Source organism: Streptomyces sp. NPDC047974 (assembly GCF_040653375.1).
Classification (GTDB): domain Bacteria; phylum Actinomycetota; class Actinomycetes; order Streptomycetales; family Streptomycetaceae; genus Streptomyces.
Genome location: NZ_JBEZNU010000008.1, coordinates 41,738 through 58,637 on the forward strand (window position 1 = coordinate 41,738; position 16,900 = coordinate 58,637).

Sequence of the window (16,900 nt, forward strand, 5' to 3'; positions counted from 1 at the left end):
CCTGTACGCCCATTACGCAGGTCTAAGACTGCCATGCCCACGCCCGTCGGTCCGCATCGGCATGGAAGTGCCGGGTGTTCGGGGCGCCGGCAGGGCCTGTGCGAGCAGTGCGGCGAAGGCCGGATGGTCGGCGGCGAGCGCCGCCAGCAGCCGGTCCCGGTGGGCCGCGCCGCCCGGATCGCGGGCGTAGAGGGCGGCGGTACGGGCGAGGAGGGCGCGGTTGCGCGGGAGCGAGCGGCGGGCGGCTCCCTCGGCGGCTGCGGTCAGCAGCGCGTCCGCCACGGCGAGGTCGCCGGGCCCGGTCGCGTACGTCTCGTGGTCGAGGAGGACGTCGAGGAGTTCGGCCCGCAGATGGCGGGAGGCGCCGGTGCCGGGGGCGGCGAGCACGGGCGCGAGGGCGCGCCGGACGGCGGCGGGCGGGCCGTGGACGAGTCCGACGACCAGCGGGAAGAGCACCGCCCGCGCGGTCGGCCCCTCCTCGAACCGCAGGTCGACGTAGCTCGCGGCGTGGGCGGCGCCCTCGGGGTGGCGGTGCGCGTACTCCCGGACGAGGCCGGCGATCCGCCGGGTGAGACCGGGCGCGTCGACGGCGGCGAGGGCGCGCAGCGCGCCGCCCGGGTCCCGCCCCTGGTCGAGGCGGTCCCGGAAGGCGTCGAGCACCGCCTCGGGGTGCTCGGCCAGCGCCCCGACGAGCGCGTCGGCGGGCACCCGGGCGTCGGCGAGGGCGCGCGCGAGGTAGGCGCCGCGGGTGTCGGGGTCCCGGACGAGGATGCCGAGGGCGGCCCCGTACAGCCCGCGGTCGGCGGCCCGGCCGAGCAGGGCGCCCGCCGCGTACCGCAGCAGCTCCCGCTCCTGCCCGTGCTGCCCGCGCGCGGCGAGCAGGGTGCCGTGGACGGCGGCGGCGAGCCGCCGCTCCGGCCGGCCGTCGTCGTGCGCCCACCGGTCCACGGCCCGGCAGAGCGCGGCCGGCTCGTCGTCGACGAGCGCCGTGAGCAGCCCTTCGGCGAGCGGGTGCGCGGTGCCGACGAGGGCCTCGCAGAGGTCGTCGGCGGCGAGCCCCCGCCGGGTGTGCAGCAGCTCCTGCGCGACGGTGCCCACGGTGACGTACGGCCGTCCGGGCAGACCCCTGCCGTCGGTGAACCAGCGGCAGAGCAGCGGCTGGACCTCCCGGGTGCGGGCGACGAGGAGGTCCTCGACGAGGGCGAGGCAGGGCGCCGGGTCGGCGGTGACGATCCGGCGCAGCAGGTCGAGCCGCTCGTCCTCGCCGACGGCGAGCCGTCCCCACCACGCGGTCCCGAAGCCGTCGAGGGCGCCGGCGCGGCCCGCGCCCTCCCCCACCCGGTCGGCGAGCCGGCGCAGCACGGGCAGGTAGGGGCGCAGGTCGCCGACCCGGTCGAGGGTCCGCGCGAGCAGCGTGCGCGCCCACCAGACGGCCTCCTCGGGCGTCTCCTCCGCGCATCCGGCGAGGGCGCCGACGATCCGCTCGAGCGCCGGCGCGAGCGCGGCGGGCCCGCCCTCGCGGTGCACGAGCAGCAGCGCCTGGAGGACGGTCCCGACCCGGTGCCGGGGCACGGCCGGCCGCCCGGTGCCGGCCTCGGCCGCCCCTTCGGACTCCGCCTCGGACTCCGCCTCGGACTCCGCCTCGGGCTCCGTCCCCGGGGCGCCGTGGACCGGGGTGCCGTGGACCAGGGCGTCGAGGGCCGTGTCGAGGTCGAGATGGGCGGCCTGGAGCCAGTCGGAGAGCTCCTCGTGGGCGAAGCGGTAGCCGGTGCCGGCGGGGACGAGGAGGCCCTCGGTGAGGACGGCGGGGGCCCAGCCCTCGCGCCAGGGGAACAGTTCCTCGAAGGAGGCGCGGTCGAGGAGGCCGTGGCCGGGGCCGAGGCAGCGCCGGGCGGCCTCGTGGACCTGGCCGGTGACGCGCGCGGCGAGCCGGCGGACGGCCCGGCCGCCGGGCCGGGGGCGGGTGTCGGCGGCGATCCTGACCGCGATCCGCAGGCACATCAGGTCCAGGTGCGCGGTGAAGATCTCGGCCCGCCCGGGCCGTCCCGGCACCTCGCCGGGGAGCGCGGCCCGCACCTCGGCGAGCAGCCGCAGGGCGAGCGGGTGCCGGGCGTCCGCCGCGTCGAGGTCCTCGTCCCCGATTCCGTACCCCTGGCGTACGGCCCTGGCCTCGGCCTCCGTGAGGTCGCCGAGCGCCAGCAGGGCCGGCGCGGCGCTCCACAGCGGGGCGGCCTGCTCGGCGTGCTCGGGGCGGCAGGCGAGGGCGAGCCGGACGCCGTGGGCGCGCAGCCAGCGCTCGGTGGCGGCGGTCCAGTCGGCGAGCCGGTGGGCGAGGGGCGGCGGCATCTCCTCGGGGCCGTCGAGGACGACGAGGAGGGGGCGTCCGGCCTCGCGGGCGAGGGCGGCCGCCCGCTCGGCGGTGACGGGGTCGCCCGCGGTACCCGAGGCGGCGGCGATCCGGGCGGCCCGGTCGAGGACGCGCCCGACGGCCTCGGCGAGGGAACCGTCGTCCTCGCGCAGGTCGGCGCCGCGCAGCCGGACGGTCGGCGCGGGCGCGACGCCCCGGGTCCGCGCCTCGCAGGCCGCGGCGAGCAGGGTGGTGCGCCCGCACCCTGGCTCGCCGACGACGGTGAGGACGGGGACGTCACCGGAGGGAGTCGCCCCGCGGGCGAAGCCGGTGACGGCGCGCAGCGCGGTGGGGCGGGCGGCCGGGGCGGGCCAGGGGGTGGGCTCCGCGGGCGGGAGCGCCGTGGCGGCGGTGAGCTCCAGGAGGGCGGCGAGGTTCAGGTCGGGGCCGTAGGCGGGGATCGTGGCGGAGTTGCGGCGCACCAGCGCGCCGAGGGGGCCGTCGGGGCGGATCGGGACGGCGTGTCCGGCGGCGCGCGGGTCGCCCTGGAGGGCGGTGCCGACGACGCCGAGGACGGTGCCGGTGGCGCTGTCGACGACGGGTCCGCCCGCGGCCGGGCCGCCGAGCCGCAGCGCCTCGGCGCCCTGCGTGCCGATGGCGAGTTCGAGGGCGTCGGGCAGGACGTGGAAGCGGTCGGTGGCGGTGTAGGTGACGGCGGCGGGGCCGAGCACGCGGGCCTCCCGCCAGCCGTGCGCGGCGATCCTGACGTACGTGCCGGGTTCGACGGCCGCGCGGGTGGCGAGCGGCAGCGGGGGCACGCCCAGGCCCTCGGTGCGGATCAGGGCCAGTCCCTGCTCGGGGAAGGGGGTGATCGCGTCGGCCTCGGCGAGCCGGCTCCGCTCCCCCGGCGCGTGCAGCACGACGCGCGTCAGCCCGTCGACGGCTTCGTGACTGGTGACGAGGGTGCCCTCGTGGTCGGCGAGGAATCCGGTGCCGCGCGGCCGGCCCGCCAGATCGCAGATGCGTACCAGCCCCACCGGCTCCGCCAGGTCCCCGCGTCCCATGGTGTGGAGGGTAGGTCGGCGACGGCCTCCGGAGGGCGCCGAGCGGCGAAGGCGCCCCCTCGCACTCCCCCGGTTCACTCCGAGCGCTTCCCCGATGGGGTGAAGAAACGCGAAAGGGCGGGCGCGCAGCGCGCACCCGCCCTTCCTTCCGGAGGATCAGCCGAAGACGGCCAGGCTCTTCGCCTTGCCCCGCTGGTCCTCCACCAGGGCGAGCAGCTTGCCGTCCGGCCCGAAGACCGCCACGGCGCCCTTGGGGTACTCGGGCATCTCCAGGCGCACCCCGTTGAGCAGCAGCCGGGCCCGCTTCTCGTCGACGTCCCAGCGCGGGAACGCCGCCGCGGCCGCGTCGGCGACCGGCATCACGGTCAGCTCCTCCTGGAGCTGGTCGAGGGTGCGGGCGCTGTCCAGCTTGTACGGGCCGACCCGGGTGCGCCGGAGCGCGGTGAGGTGCCCGCCGACGCCGAGCCCGGCGCCGAGGTCCCGGGCCAGCGCCCGGATGTACGTACCGGAGGAGCAGACCACCGAGACGACCAGGTCGACGACGGGGGTGCCGTCCTCGGCCGTCGCCTCGCGCACGTCGTACACCCGGAAGGAGGAGACGGTGACCGGCCGGGCCGGGATCTCGAACTCCTCGCCGCCGCGCACGCGCGCGTAGGACCGCTTTCCGTCGATCTTGATCGCGGAGACCTTCGACGGCACCTGCATGATGGCGCCGGTCAGCTCCGCGACGCCCGCGTCGATCTGCTCGCGGGTGACCTTCGACGCGTCGACCGACGCCGTGATCTCGCCCTCGGCGTCGTCGGTGATCGTGGTCTGGCCCAGGCGGATGGTGCCCAGGTACTCCTTCTCGGTCAGCGCGAGGTGACCGAGAAGCTTGGTGGCCCGCTCCACGCCGAGGACGAGGACGCCCGTGGCCATGGGGTCGAGCGTGCCGGCGTGGCCGACGCGACGGGTCTTGGCGATCCCGCGCATCTTGGCGACGACGTCGTGCGAGGTGAAGCCCGACGGCTTGTCCACGATGACAAGCCCGTCGGGCGTCTGGATCTTGTCGCTCATTCGGCGGTGTCGTCCTCGCCCGGCTTCTTGTAGGGGTCCGCGTCGCCCGCGAAGGCGGCGCCCGAGGACGCCTCCCGCACCTGGGCGTCGGAGGCCCGCGCCTTGTCGAGGAGGTCCTCGATGGTCCGGGCGTTCTCCGGGAGGGCGTCGGCCACGAAGGCCAGGGTGGGGGTGAACTTGGTCCCCGCCGCCCGGCCCACGGCCGAACGGAGGATGCCCTTGGCGCTCTCCAGGCCGGCCGCGGCGCTCGCCCGGTCCTCGTCGTCGCCGTAGACCGTGTAGAAGACCGTCGCCTCCCGCAGGTCACCGGTGACGCGGGTGTCCGTGATGGTCACGTGCGTACCCAGGCGCGGGTCCTTGATGCCGCGCTGCAGCTTCTCGGCGACCACCTCCCGGATGAGGTCCGCCAGCTTCTTCGCCCGCGCGTTGTCGGCCACTGGTCCGTCTCCTTCTTTGCCTTGCTCATTCAGTCTTCATCAGTGTGGAGCCTTCGGCGCACCGACAGCAGCTCCACCTCGGGCCGGGCGGCAACCAGCCGCTCGCAGCGGTCCAGGACGCCGTTGAGGTGTCCGAGGTCCCCCGACACCATCGCGACGCCGATCTCGGCCCTCCGGTGGAGGTTCTGGCCGCTCACCTCCGCCACGCTCACCGAGAACTTCCGCTGGAGTTCGGCGACGATCGGCTTCACGAGGGAGCGTTTCTCCTTGAGCGAATGGACGTCGCCGAGGAGCAGGTCGAAGGACAGAGTCCCCACATACATGTATGTCCGGATGTCCCGCCGGTTCGGGGTCAGTGGCCCCGCCCACCGCTGGACGGGAACACCGAAACCGTACACGGAACGGCCGGGGCCGATCGACGGAATATCCTCCGCCGACCGGCCCCGGCACTTCACCGTGTGTTACGCGCGCGGCTTCTCGCGCATCTCGTACGTCGCGATGACGTCGTCGATCTTGATGTCGTTGAAGTTTCCGAGGTTGATACCACCCTCGAAGCCCTCGCGGATCTCGGTGACGTCGTCCTTGAAGCGACGCAGACCCTCGATGTTGAGGTTCTCGGCGATGACCTTGCCGTCGCGGATGAGGCGCGCCTTGGTGTTGCGCTTGACCTCGCCGGAGCGGATGAGGACACCGGCGATGTTGCCGAGCTTGGACGAGCGGAAGACCTCGCGGATCTCCGCGGTGCCGAGCTCGACCTCCTCGTACTCCGGCTTGAGCAGACCCTTGAGGGCCGCCTCGATCTCCTCGATCGCCTGGTAGATGACCGAGTAGTACCGGACGTCCACGCCCTCGCGCTCGGCCATCTGCTGCGCACGCCCGGCGGCGCGCACGTTGAAGCCGATCACGATGGCGTCGGAGCCCATCGCCAGGTCGATGTCCGACTCGGTGACGGCACCCACGCCGCGGTGCAGGACGCGGATGTCGACCTCCTCGCCGACGTCCAGCTGGAGCAGGGAGGACTCGAGGGCCTCGACGGAACCAGAGGCGTCACCCTTGATGATCAGGTTCAGCTGCTGGATCTCGCCGGCCTTGAGCACCTTGTCCAGGTCCTCGAGCGAGACGCGGCGGACGCGCTTGGCGAAGGCCGCGTTGCGCTCGCGGGCGGCACGCTTCTCGGCGATCTGGCGGGCGGTGCGGTCCTCGTCGACGACGAGGAAGTTGTCACCGGCACCCGGGACGTTGGTGAGACCCAGGACGAGGACGGGGGTCGACGGGGTCGCCTCCTCCACGTTGTTGCCCTTGTCGTCGAGCATGGCCCGGACACGGCCGTACGCGTCGCCGGCGACGATGGTGTCGCCGATGCGCAGCGTTCCGCGCTGGACCAGGACCGTCGAGACGGCACCACGGCCACGGTCGAGGTGGGACTCGATCGCGATGCCCTGCGCGTCCTGGTCCGGGTTGGCCCGGAGGTCGAGCGAGGCGTCGGCGGTGAGGACCACGGCCTCCAGCAGGGAGTCGATGTGCAGACCCTGCTTGGCGGAGATGTCGACGAACATGGTGTCGCCGCCGTACTCCTCGGCCACCAGACCGAACTCGGTCAGCTGACCGCGGACCTTGACCGGGTCGGCACCCTCGACGTCGATCTTGTTGACCGCGACGACGATCGGGACGCCGGCGGCCTTGGCGTGGTTGAGCGCCTCGATCGTCTGCGGCATGACGCCGTCGTTGGCCGCGACCACGAGGATCGCGATGTCGGTCGACTTCGCACCACGGGCACGCATGGCGGTGAACGCCTCGTGACCCGGGGTGTCGATGAAGGTGATGCGACGCTCTTCGCCGTTGACCTCGGTGCCGACCTGGTAGGCACCGATGTGCTGGGTGATGCCACCGGCCTCGCCCGCGACGACGTTCGTCTTGCGGATCGCGTCGAGGAGTCGGGTCTTACCGTGGTCGACGTGACCCATGACGGTCACGACCGGCGGACGGGAGACCAGGGCCTCTTCGCCGCCCTCGTCCTCGCCGAACTCGATGTCGAAGGACTCGAGAAGCTCGCGGTCCTCCTCCTCCGGGCTGACGACCTGGACGACGTAGTTCATCTCCTCGGCCAGCATGACCAGCGTGTCGTCGGAGACGGACTGCGTGGCCGTGACCATCTCGCCGAGGTTCATCATGACCGCGACGAGCGACGCCGGGTTGGCGCCGATCTTCTCCGCGAAGTCGGTGAGGGACGCACCGCGCGACAGGCGAATGGTCTCGCCGTTGCCGCGAGGCAGCATCACGCCGCCCACGGACGGGGCCTGCATGGCCTCGTACTCCTGGCGCCTCTGCCGCTTCGACTTGCGACCGCGACGCGCGGGACCGCCGGGACGACCGAAGGCGCCCTGCGTGCCACCACGGCCACCCGGGCCGCCGGGACGACCGCCGAAGCCGCCGGGACGACCGCCGAAGCCGCCGCCACCGCCGCCGGGACCACCCGGACGACCGCCGCCGCCACCGGGACCACCGGGACGGCCGGCGAAGCCGCCGCCGCCACCGCCGGGACCGGCCGGACGACCGGTGAAGCCGGGACGACCGCCGCCGCCGCCGGGACCACCCGGACGACCGCCGGGGCCACCGGGACCACGACCGCCAGGACCGGGACGCGGGCCGGCAGCGGGACGCTGCGGCATCATGCCCGGGTTCGGACGGTTACCGCCGGGCGCGCCGCCCGGACGGGGAGCCTGCGGACGCGGCATGCCACCGGGGGTGGGACGCGCGCCGCCCTGGCCCTGCGGGCGCGGGGCGCCGCCGGGGCCGCCCTGCGGACGCGGGGCACCCGGAACGGCACCGGGGCCGCCGGGACGCGGAGCACCGCCACCGGGACGGGGCGTCTGCGGACGCGCCATGCCGGTGGAGCCGCCGGAGGTGAAGGGGTTGTTGCCCGGACGCGGGCCGGCCGGACGCGGGGCGCCCGGACGCGGGGCCTGCTGGCCGGGACGGGGGGCCTGCTGACCACCGGGGCGCGGCGCGGCCTGGCCCGGACGGGCACCGGCCGGACGCGAACCGGAGGCGGCACCGCCGGGACGCTGACCACCCGCGGCCGGAGCCGCCGGAGGCGCGGTGAACTCCGGGTTCGTCGGAGCCGGAGCGGCGGGCGCCGGCTTGGGCGCGGGAGCCGCGGGCTTCGGACCCGGGGTCGGACGCGGGCCGGAGGCGGCCGGCGTCACGGGCTTCTCTGCCGCCGCGGGCTTGGGCGCCGGGGTGGGCGCGCCAGGCTTCGGGGCAGCGGGACGTGCGGCTGCGGGCGCCGAAGGCGCCGGCGCGGCCGGCTTGGGGGCGGGCGCCGCCTTGCGGGGCGCTCCGGGCTTGGCAGCGGTCTTGCCGGCGGAACCGCCGGGACCCTGCAAAGCGTCAGTCAACTTGCGCACGACCGGCGCCTCGATCGTCGAGGACGCCGAACGGACGAATTCACCGAGTTCCTGGAGCTTGGCCATGACGACCTTGCTCTCCACACCGAACTCCTTGGCGAGTTCGTATACCCGGACCTTAGCCACTTCGCTCCTTTGAGGTCCGGTTACCGCCGGACCGTCGCTACTTCATGGGCGTACTCATCGCGTACTCATCGAGTGCTCATCGCAATCTCGACCTACTTCCGACTCGCGAGGTACCTGACCGCACGGTGTTCCGTGCCGTACTTCCTTTTCACTGCGGTGCCGCCTGCGCGGCCTGCTCGATGTGCTCCCGCAGGGCCGCCGTGTCGAGCGGGCCCGGGGTCTTGAAGCTCCTCGGGAACGCCCGTCGGCGGACCGCCAGGTCGAGACAGTGCAAGGCGGGGTGCACGTACGCACCCCGGCCGGGCAGCGTACCGCGATGGTCGGGGACGCACTCGTCCTTATCCATCACGATCCGCAGCAGTTCGCTCTTGGCCGCTCGCTCCCGGCATCCCACACAGGTTCGCTCAGGGCACGCGCGGGCATGCGTCCGGCCAGACACGATTAAGTCTACCTCCCCGTACCGACCTCACCCGTTTGGGGCAAAAATCGAACACCTGTTGGCCAAAAACGATCCTGGGCTTGCGGCGGGCCGCTCAGCCCTCCTCGCCCTGGACCTCGGTGTCCGGGCGGATGTCGATCCGCCAGCCGGTGAGGCGCGCGGCGAGGCGGGCGTTCTGCCCCTCCTTGCCGATGGCCAGGGAGAGCTGGTAGTCGGGGACCGTCACCCGGGCGGACCGGGCGGCGGCGTCGACGACCTCGACCTTGGAGACGCGGGCCGGGGAGAGGGCGTTCGCCACCATCTCGGCCGGGTCGTCCGACCAGTCGACGATGTCGATCTTCTCGCCCAGCAGCTCGGCCATCACGTTGCGCACCCGGCTGCCCATGGGGCCGATGCAGGCGCCCTTGGCGTTCAGGCCCGAACGGGTGGACCGGACCGCGATCTTGGTGCGGTGACCCGCCTCACGCGCGATCGCGGAGATCTCGACGGAACCGTCGGCGATCTCCGGCACCTCCAGGGCGAAGAGCTTCTTCACCAGATTGGGGTGGGTGCGCGAGAGCGTGACCGACGGACCGCGGACGCCCTTGGCGACCCGGACGACGTACGTGCGCAGCCGCAGGCCGTGCGTGTAGTCCTCGCCCGGCACCTGCTCCTGCACCGGGAGGATGGCCTCCAGCTTGTCGTCCAGCTTGACGAGGACGTTCTTCGGGTCCTTGCCCTGCTGCACCACACCGGCGACGACATCGCCCTCACGGCGGGCGTACTCGCCGAAGGTGACGTCGTTCTCGGCGTCGCGCAGCCGCTGCTGGATGACCTGGCGGGCGGTGCTCGCCGCGATGCGGCCGAAGTCCGACGGGGTGTCGTCGAACTCCTTGGGCTCCTGCCCCTCCTCCAGGTCGGCCGGGTCCTCCTCGGCCCACACCGTCACGTGACCGGTGTGCCGGTCCAGCTCCACGCGCGCGTGGCGGCGGGCGGACGGGGTGCGGTGGTACGCGATGAGGAGGGCCGACTCGATCGCCTCGACCAGCATCTCGAAGGAGATTTCCTTCTCCTGTGCCAAGCCCTTCAGGAGCTTCACGTCGATGTCCACGGCTACGCCTCCTCTTCCTTCTTGTCCTTGCGGTTGAACTCGATCTCGACACGCGCCTTGGCGATCTCGGCGAACTCCACGCGGCGGGCGGTGGCCTTGCGGCCCTTCACGCCCGGGACCTCGGTGTCGATGCCGTCCTCGTCCACGGCCACGATCCGGGTCACCAGGTCGCCGCCCTCGGTGAGCTGGAGCTTCACGAGGCGGCCGGTGGCCCGGACGTAGTGGCGGTGCTCGGAGAGCGGACGGTCGGCACCGGGGGAGCTGACCTCCAGGACGTACTCGCCGTCGCCCATGGCGTCGGTCTCGTCCAGCTTCGCGGAGATGGCGCGGCTCAGTTCCGCGCAGGCGTCCAGCTCGACGCCCTCTTCCGAGTCGACGACGACCCTCAGCAGTCCGCGGCGGCCGGCCCGGGAGACCTCGATCTCCTCCAGATCCAGGTGCTCCGCGTGGACGAGCGGCTCAATGAGTCCGCGCAGCCTGTCGCTCTGGGTGGTGCTCATCCGGGTGACTCCTCGGCCGCGTGTGCTGTTGTGGGTGCGTCGCTCGTCGCTGCTTCTCGCTGCGTGTCGGATCAAGGGTATCCGGTCCCGGAGGGTGTTGCCGTCCACCGCACGGGGCCCCGCGGGTACGCTCGCCTGCGGTGATCTTCGACGGGCGGCCGGGAGGGGTCCGGAATGCTGAGGGAGAGAGCGTGACGACGACGGGCAGACGCGCCCTGCTCGTGGCGGGGGCCTCGGCCGCCGCGGCGGCCCTGACCGGATGCACCTCCGAGGACGCGGGGCCGCGCCGGCCCGGCGCGGCGGAGGAGGCGGCGGCCCGGGAGGCCGAACGGGTGGCCCGCGCCGAGGCGGCCCTCCGCCGCCGCGCGGTGGCCGCCTCGCGGACCCTCCTCGCGCGCTACGACGCCGCCCTGGCCGCCCATCCCGCGCTCCACGCGCGCGTGGCCCCGCTGCGCGCCTCCGCCGCGGCCCACGCGAGCGCCCTCGGCGAGGGCGACCGCCCGGTCCCGGACACCTCCCCCGGGACCCCGGGACCCGGTACGGCCTCCGCCGCCGCGACGCCGAGCGCCGGCGCGGGCGCCGCCACGGCCGTGCCCGCCGATCCGAAGGCCGCGCTGCGGGAGCTGGCCGCCGCAGCCCGGGCCGCCTCCGACGCGCACACCGCCGAGCTGCTCGCGGCGCCGCCCGAGTACGCCCGGCTGCTGGCCTCCGTCGCCGCCGCCGGCGCCGCCCACGCCTACCTCCTCACCGAAGGAGCCCGCGCATGAGCGCCCTCCTCCGGGCGGCCCAGGCCGCCCTCGCCGCCGAGCACGCCGCCGTGTACGGCTACGGGGTCGTCGGCGCCCGGGTCGCCGAGGAGCGCCGGGCCGAGGCGACCGCCTGCTACGAGGCGCACCGGGCCCGCAGGGACGCGCTGCGCCGCACCGTCGGCGACCTCGGCGGCACGCCGGTCGCCGCGGCCGCCGCGTACGAGCTGCCGTTCCGGGTCGCCGACCCGGCCGGGGCGGAGCGGCTCGCGGCCGTCCTGGAGGACCGGGTGGCCGGTGTCTACTCCGACCTGGTGCGGGCCGGCGACGGCGCCGTGCGGCGCGAGGCCGCCGCCGCGCTCCGGGAGGCGGCCGTCCGCGCGGTGCGGTGGCGCGGCAGCGACGTAACCTTTCCTGGGCTCGCCGAGCGGGTGTGAGTCCGGCCCCCACCAGCTCTGATCGCCCCGCCCAAGGAGAAGGAACAAGGCACGCACATGGGTTTCGAAGCGCCCCGGCGACTGGTCACGGCGCTCCACGAGAAGTACGGCGAGACCGCCGCGGCCGAGTGGCTCGGGCGGCTCCCCGGCCTCGCCGAGCGGCTCCCCGAGGCGGCCGGAGTGACCGTCGAGCGGGTGGTCGCCCCCGGCGGCCGCGGCAGCCTGGTGCTGCTCGTCCGCGAGGCCGACGGCACGCCCGCCGCGCTGAAGATCGCGCCGCCGTTCACCCGGCCGGCCCTGGAGCGGGACGCCCTCGCGCACTGGAACGGCTGGGGCGCCGTCCAGCTCCGCGCCGAGGCGCCGGAGGACGCCCTCGTCCTCGAACGCCTGCACCCGGAGGTGTCGCTGCGCTCGCTGCCGGAGGCCAAGGCGCTCCTGGAGGCCGCCGGGACGGTCCGGAAGCTGTGGGTCGAGCCGCCGGCCGGGCACGGCTTCGAGTCGCTGGCCGAGCGGACCGCGCGGCTCGCCGAGGCGATGCGGCCGTACGCCTCCGACGCCGTCGCCGGCGGGCTCGTCGCCTCGGCCCTGGGGGCCCGCGAGGAGCTGCTCGCCGGGGCCGCGGACGAGGTGCTGCTGCACGGGGACTTCCGGCAGGGCAAGGTCCTCGCCGGCGACCGGGCGCCCTGGCTGGCCGTCGGCCCCGACCCGCTCGTCGGCGAGCGCGCCTACGACCTGGCCCGGCTGGTCCGCGACCGGGTCGAGGACCTGGTGGCCGCCTCCGCCGGCGCGCCGGCCGCGCGACGGCGGGTGAACAAGCTGGCCGACTCGCTCGACGTGGACCGGGAGCGGCTGCGCGGCTGGACGCTCTTCCGGGCCGTCGAGTCCGGCACGCGGGCGCTGGCCGCCGGGCGGCGGCAGGAGGCCGAATGGCTCCTGGAGTTCGCCGGCTGGCTCTGAGGTTCCCGGGCCGGCCGCGAGTTCGCGGGCCCCGAGAAGGGGAATACCCTTTTTGTATCCCTTTGTCAGGGGGCCGTGATGCTCGAAGAACTCCTGATGGCCGCAGCGGCGACGGGGGTGGCCGCCGTCGCGTACGTCGGTGCGGCGGCCCGTGTGGTGAAGCAGTACGAGCGGGGCGTCGTCTTCCGCTTCGGCCGGCTGCGCGGCCAGGTGCGGGCGCCCGGCTTCACGATGATCGTCCCGGCGGTGGACCGGCTCCACAAGGTGAACATGCAGATCGTCACGATGCCGGTGCCCGCGCAGGAGGGCATCACCCGGGACAACGTGACGGTACGCGTCGACGCGGTCGTCTACTTCCGGGTGGTCGACGCGGCGGAGGCCCTGGTCAGGGTCGAGGACTACAAGTTCGCGGTCTCGCAGATGGCGCAGACCTCGCTGCGGTCGATCATCGGCAAGAGCGACCTCGACGACCTGCTGTCCAACCGCGAGAAGCTCAACCAGGGCCTTGAGCTGATGCTCGACTCCCCCGCGATCGGGTGGGGCGTGCAGATCGACCGCGTCGAGATCAAGGACGTGTCCCTGCCGGAGACCATGAAGCGCTCCATGGCCCGCCAGGCGGAGGCGGACCGGGAGCGCCGCGCCCGTCTGATCAACGCGGACGCGGAACTCCAGGCCTCGAAGAAGCTGGCGGAGGCGGCGCACCAGATGGCGGAGGCCCCGTCGGCCCTCCAGCTCCGCCTCCTCCAGACGGTCATGGCCGTGGCGGCCGAGAAGAACTCGACCCTGGTCCTCCCGATCCCGGTGGAGCTCCTCCGCTTCCTGGAACGGGCGACCCCGGAACCGCCGGCGGCCGCGCCCCCGATGCCGCCGCCGGCGCCGCTGCCCCCCGTCGAGGACCTCACCGGTCCGTCCGTGGACCCCGCGCCCCGCGCGACGCCGGGCGACATGGCCGCGTGACGGCCCGCGGGGCGCGCAGCCCGGGGATCAGGCGGTGAGGGCCGCCAGGGCCGCCTCGACCGTGAGCTCCTCGCGCTCGCCGGTGCGGCGGTCCTTCAGTTCCAGGACGCCCTCGGCGGCGCGGCGGCCGGCGACGAGGATCTTCGGGACGCCCATCAGCTCCGCGTCGGTGAACTTGACGCCCGGGGAGACGCCGGCGCGGTCGTCGACCAGGACGCGCAGGCCCGCGGCCGCGAGCTTGTCGGAGACCTCCAGGGCCAGTTCGGTCTGGAGCGCCTTGCCGGCGGCGACGACGTGGACGTCGGCGGGGGCCACCTCGGCCGGCCAGCACAGGCCCTTGTCGTCGGCGGTCTGCTCGGCGAGCGCGGCGACGGCGCGGGAGACGCCGATGCCGTACGAGCCCATGGTGACGCGGACGGGCTTGCCGTTCTGGCCGAGGACGTCGAGCTTCAGCGCGTCCGCGTACTTGCGGCCGAGCTGGAAGATGTGGCCGATCTCGATCGCCCGGTCCAGCTTGAGGCCGGTGCCGCACCGGGGGCAGGGGTCGCCCTCCTGGACGACGACCACGTCGACGTACTCGGACACCTCGAAGTCACGGCCCGCGACGACGTTCTTCGCGTGCATGCCCTCCTTGTTGGCGCCGGTGATCCAGGAGGTGCCGGGGGCCACGCGCGGGTCGGCGAGGTAGGTGACCTTCTCCAGGCCCTGGGGGCCGACGTAGCCGCGCACCAGGTCGGGGCGGACCGCGAAGTCCTCCTCCGTCACCAGCTCGACCGCGGCCGTGGGGCCGAAGTGCTCCTCGACCTTGTCCATGTCGACCTCGCGGTCGCCGGGCACGCCGATCGCGACGATCTCGCCGTCGACCTTCACCAGGAGGTTCTTGAGGGTGGCGGAGGCCGGGACGCCGAGGGAGGCGGCGAGGGTCTCGATGGTGGGGGTGTCCGGGGTGGGGATCTCCTCGGCGGCGGGGACGGCGGAGCCGTCGACCGCCTTGACCTCCTGGTGGACCGCCTCCGTGTTGGCCGCGAAGTCGCAGTTCGGGCAGTCGGCGAAGGTGTCCTCGCCGGCCTCGGCCGGGGCGAGGAACTCCTCGGACTTGGAGCCGCCCATGGCGCCGGCGGTGGCGGCGCAGATGCGGTAGTCGAGGCCGAGGCGCTCGAAGATCCGCTGGTAGGCCTCGCGGTGCAGGCCGTACGACCGGGCCAGGCCCTCGTCCTCGGTGTCGAAGGAGTAGGAGTCCTTCATGAGGAACTCGCGGCCGCGCAGGATGCCGGCGCGGGGGCGGGCCTCGTCACGGAACTTGGTCTGGATCTGGTACAGGATGACCGGCAGGTCCTTGTAGGACGAGCACTGGTCCTTGACCAGGAGGGTGAAGATCTCCTCGTGGGTGGGGCCGAGGAGGTAGTCGCCGCCCTTGCGGTCCTGGAGGCGGAAGAGCTCGGCGCCGTACTCGTCCCAGCGGCCGGTGGCCTCGTAGGGCTCGCGGGGCAGCAGCGCGGGGAGGGAGACCTCCTGGGCGCCGACGGCGTCCATCTCCTCGCGGACGATCCGCTCCACGTTGGAGAGGACCTTCTTGCCGAGCGGCAGCCAGCTCCAGATGCCGGCGGCGGTGCGGCGGACGTAACCGGCACGGACGAGGAGCTTGTGGGAGAGGACCTCGGCGTCCGCCGGGTCGTCGCGCAGCGTCTTCGCCATCAACTGGGACATGCGCTGGACCGGTGCGTTGGCCATGGTTCTCGTACTCCTGCCGGGACTGAAGATGATGGCCCCGAGGTTATCCGGGCGGCCCCGCCCGCGAGAAATCAGTTCCGGCGCGGGAGCGGGAGCGGCGCGCCCATCACCGCGTACGGGCGGGCGGCGCTCGGGAAGTGGACCTGGCGGGCGAGGTCGGTGTAGCCGAGGGAGCGGTAGAGGCCGCGGGCCGGGGACTCGGTGTCGATGGCCGAGAGGATGGAGCGCTTCTCGTCGGCGGTGTCGGTGATGGTGGTGATCAGCCCGCGGCCGAGGCCGATTCCCTGGAAGTCGGGGTGGACGTGGAGCTCGGTGATGACGAAGGAGGCGTCGAGCCAGTCGGCGGTGCCGGTGGCGCGCAGGTACGGCTCCACGACGGTGGACCACCAGTGGGTGCGGTCGTTGGGCATCCCGTACACGAAGCCGACGAGCCGCCCGTCGGGGGTCGTGGCCCCGTAGGCGCGGGCGCCGGGGTTCATCAGGTGCCGCAGCACGATGTGGCGGCGTACGGCGACCTCCTCGGCGTCGAGGCCGAAGGCGACCGCCTGTACGGCGAGCGCCTCGTCCACCCGGGCGGCGAGGTTGACGGGTCCGATCACGGCGAGGGCGGCGGCGTCCATGCGGCGCACCCTACAAGCGGCCGCCGGTTCAGAACAGCACGCTCATGAAGGCGCCGGTCTCGCGGAACCCGACCCTGCGGTAGGCGGCGCGGGCGGGGGTGTTGTAGTCGTTGACGTACAGGCTGACGACGGGCGCGACGTCGGCGAGGGCGTACTGGAGGACGGCGGCCATGCCGGTCTCGGAGAGGCCCCTCCCCCGGTGCTCGGGGGCGACCCAGACGCCCTGGATCTGGCAGGCCTGGCGGGTGGCGGCGCCGATCTCGGCCTTGAAGACGACCTTGCCGTCGTCGATGCGGGCGAAGGAGCGGCCGGCGGCGACGAGCTCGGCGACCCGGGCCTGGTAGAGCAGCCCGCCGTCGCCGGCCATCGGGGAGACGCCGACCTCCTCGGTGAACATGGCGACGCAGGCGGGCATGATCACGTCCATCTCGTCCTTGCGGACCCGGCGGACGAGCGGGTCGGGGCCGACCGTCGCGGACGGCTCCTCGGCGACCATGAGGGGCTGGTGGGCGCGGACGTCGCGGGCGGGGCCCCAGGAGGGTTCGAGGAGCCGCCACAGCTCGGCGGTGGGGCCGGCCGGGCCGACGATCGAGGAGCAGCGGCGGCCGATCCGGCGGGCCCGCTCGGCGAAGGCGCGCACGGCCTCGGGGGTGGCGCAGATCGGGACGAGGTTGGCGCCGGAGTAACAGAGCGAGGTGAGCCGGCCCTCGGTGTACCAGCCCCACATCTCGCCGCCCAGCCGCCACGGGTCGAGCCCGGCGACGCGGACGCGGGCGGTCACGAAGGCGTTCTCGACGGGGGCGCTCTCCAGGACGGCGAGTGCGGCGCCGAGGTCGGCGGGTTCGAGGACCCGGGTGGTGGTCTGTGTCAACACGAGGGGGCCTCACCGTGCGGGTTCTGCTGGTCCTGGCACCTTACCCCCAGGATCTGGGAAGGGCTCCCGCTCATGGCGAAACCCCGCCGTCCCCCCTGCGGGTGGGGGCGGC

Annotated in this window: 15 protein-coding genes; 4 read left to right on the forward strand and 11 right to left on the reverse strand. The window is 74.2% G+C overall.

Annotated features, from left to right (window positions below):
• Positions 1 to 12: 12 nt before the first annotated feature.
• The 8 genes from AB0E19_RS13800 to rimP form a co-directional block, all read right to left on the reverse strand.
• Entirely contained in the window at positions 13 to 3,411 is a 3,399-nt protein-coding gene (locus tag AB0E19_RS13800) for a serine protease (RefSeq protein WP_362178186.1), read from the reverse strand.
• A 156-nt stretch (positions 3,412 to 3,567) separates the two neighbouring features.
• A complete protein-coding gene (gene truB / locus AB0E19_RS13805) occupies positions 3,568 to 4,467 on the reverse strand; it encodes a tRNA pseudouridine(55) synthase TruB (RefSeq protein WP_362178190.1) in 900 nt (299 codons plus the stop codon).
• Positions 4,464 to 4,904 (reverse strand): 30S ribosome-binding factor RbfA, encoded by a 441-nt coding sequence (gene rbfA, locus AB0E19_RS13810; RefSeq protein ID WP_169094413.1) that lies wholly within the window; start codon positions 4,902 to 4,904, stop codon positions 4,464 to 4,466. The genes truB and rbfA overlap by 4 nt, the downstream gene beginning before the upstream one ends.
• A gap of 29 nt (positions 4,905 to 4,933) precedes the next feature.
• Positions 4,934 to 5,227 carry a DUF503 domain-containing protein gene (locus tag AB0E19_RS13815; RefSeq protein WP_031008504.1) on the reverse strand — a complete coding sequence of 98 codons (294 nt, stop codon included), beginning with the start codon at positions 5,225 to 5,227 and terminating at the stop codon, positions 4,934 to 4,936.
• Positions 5,228 to 5,365: 138 nt separating this feature from the next.
• Positions 5,366 to 8,437, reverse strand: coding sequence for a translation initiation factor IF-2 (infB, locus tag AB0E19_RS13820; RefSeq protein ID WP_362178195.1), 3,072 nt, complete (start codon positions 8,435 to 8,437; stop codon positions 5,366 to 5,368).
• A 148-nt stretch (positions 8,438 to 8,585) separates the two neighbouring features.
• Positions 8,586 to 8,876 (reverse strand): YlxR family protein, encoded by a 291-nt coding sequence (locus tag AB0E19_RS13825; protein ID WP_362178199.1) that lies wholly within the window; start codon positions 8,874 to 8,876, stop codon positions 8,586 to 8,588.
• 94 nt (positions 8,877 to 8,970) lie between these two features.
• Entirely contained in the window at positions 8,971 to 9,966 is a 996-nt protein-coding gene (gene nusA, locus AB0E19_RS13830; protein WP_360601628.1) for a transcription termination factor NusA, read from the reverse strand.
• Positions 9,967 to 9,968: 2 nt separating this feature from the next.
• Positions 9,969 to 10,466 carry a ribosome maturation factor RimP gene (gene rimP, locus AB0E19_RS13835; protein WP_362178203.1) on the reverse strand — a complete coding sequence of 166 codons (498 nt, stop codon included), beginning with the start codon at positions 10,464 to 10,466 and terminating at the stop codon, positions 9,969 to 9,971.
• A 191-nt stretch (positions 10,467 to 10,657) separates the two neighbouring features.
• Here rimP and AB0E19_RS13840 point away from each other — a divergent pair, with 191 nt between their 5' ends.
• From AB0E19_RS13840 to AB0E19_RS13855, 4 genes are all read left to right on the forward strand, one after another.
• The gene (locus AB0E19_RS13840; protein ID WP_362178207.1) at positions 10,658 to 11,233 is read left to right on the forward strand and encodes a hypothetical protein; all 576 of its coding nucleotides are present in this window, start codon (positions 10,658 to 10,660) and stop codon (positions 11,231 to 11,233) included.
• A complete protein-coding gene (locus AB0E19_RS13845) occupies positions 11,230 to 11,649 on the forward strand; it encodes a ferritin-like domain-containing protein (protein ID WP_362178210.1) in 420 nt (139 codons plus the stop codon). The genes AB0E19_RS13840 and AB0E19_RS13845 overlap by 4 nt, the downstream gene beginning before the upstream one ends.
• 57 nt (positions 11,650 to 11,706) lie before the next feature.
• Positions 11,707 to 12,606 (forward strand): aminoglycoside phosphotransferase family protein, encoded by a 900-nt coding sequence (locus tag AB0E19_RS13850; protein WP_362178213.1) that lies wholly within the window; start codon positions 11,707 to 11,709, stop codon positions 12,604 to 12,606.
• A gap of 78 nt (positions 12,607 to 12,684) precedes the next feature.
• On the forward strand, positions 12,685 to 13,563 hold the full coding sequence (locus AB0E19_RS13855; RefSeq protein ID WP_362178216.1) for a slipin family protein: 879 nt from the start codon (positions 12,685 to 12,687) through the stop codon (positions 13,561 to 13,563).
• Between the two features lie 27 nt (positions 13,564 to 13,590).
• Here AB0E19_RS13855 and AB0E19_RS13860 read toward each other — a convergent pair whose 3' ends face one another.
• The 3 genes from AB0E19_RS13860 to AB0E19_RS13870 form a co-directional block, all read right to left on the reverse strand.
• Complete coding sequence (locus tag AB0E19_RS13860) at positions 13,591 to 15,294, reverse strand: proline--tRNA ligase (protein ID WP_362178219.1); 1,704 nt, start codon at positions 15,292 to 15,294, stop codon at positions 13,591 to 13,593.
• 71 nt (positions 15,295 to 15,365) lie between these two features.
• Positions 15,366 to 15,914 (reverse strand): GNAT family N-acetyltransferase, encoded by a 549-nt coding sequence (locus AB0E19_RS13865; RefSeq protein WP_362178222.1) that lies wholly within the window; start codon positions 15,912 to 15,914, stop codon positions 15,366 to 15,368.
• 28 nt (positions 15,915 to 15,942) lie between these two features.
• Positions 15,943 to 16,788 (reverse strand): GNAT family N-acetyltransferase, encoded by an 846-nt coding sequence (locus AB0E19_RS13870; protein WP_362178225.1) that lies wholly within the window; start codon positions 16,786 to 16,788, stop codon positions 15,943 to 15,945.
• Positions 16,789 to 16,900: the final 112 nt, after the last annotated feature.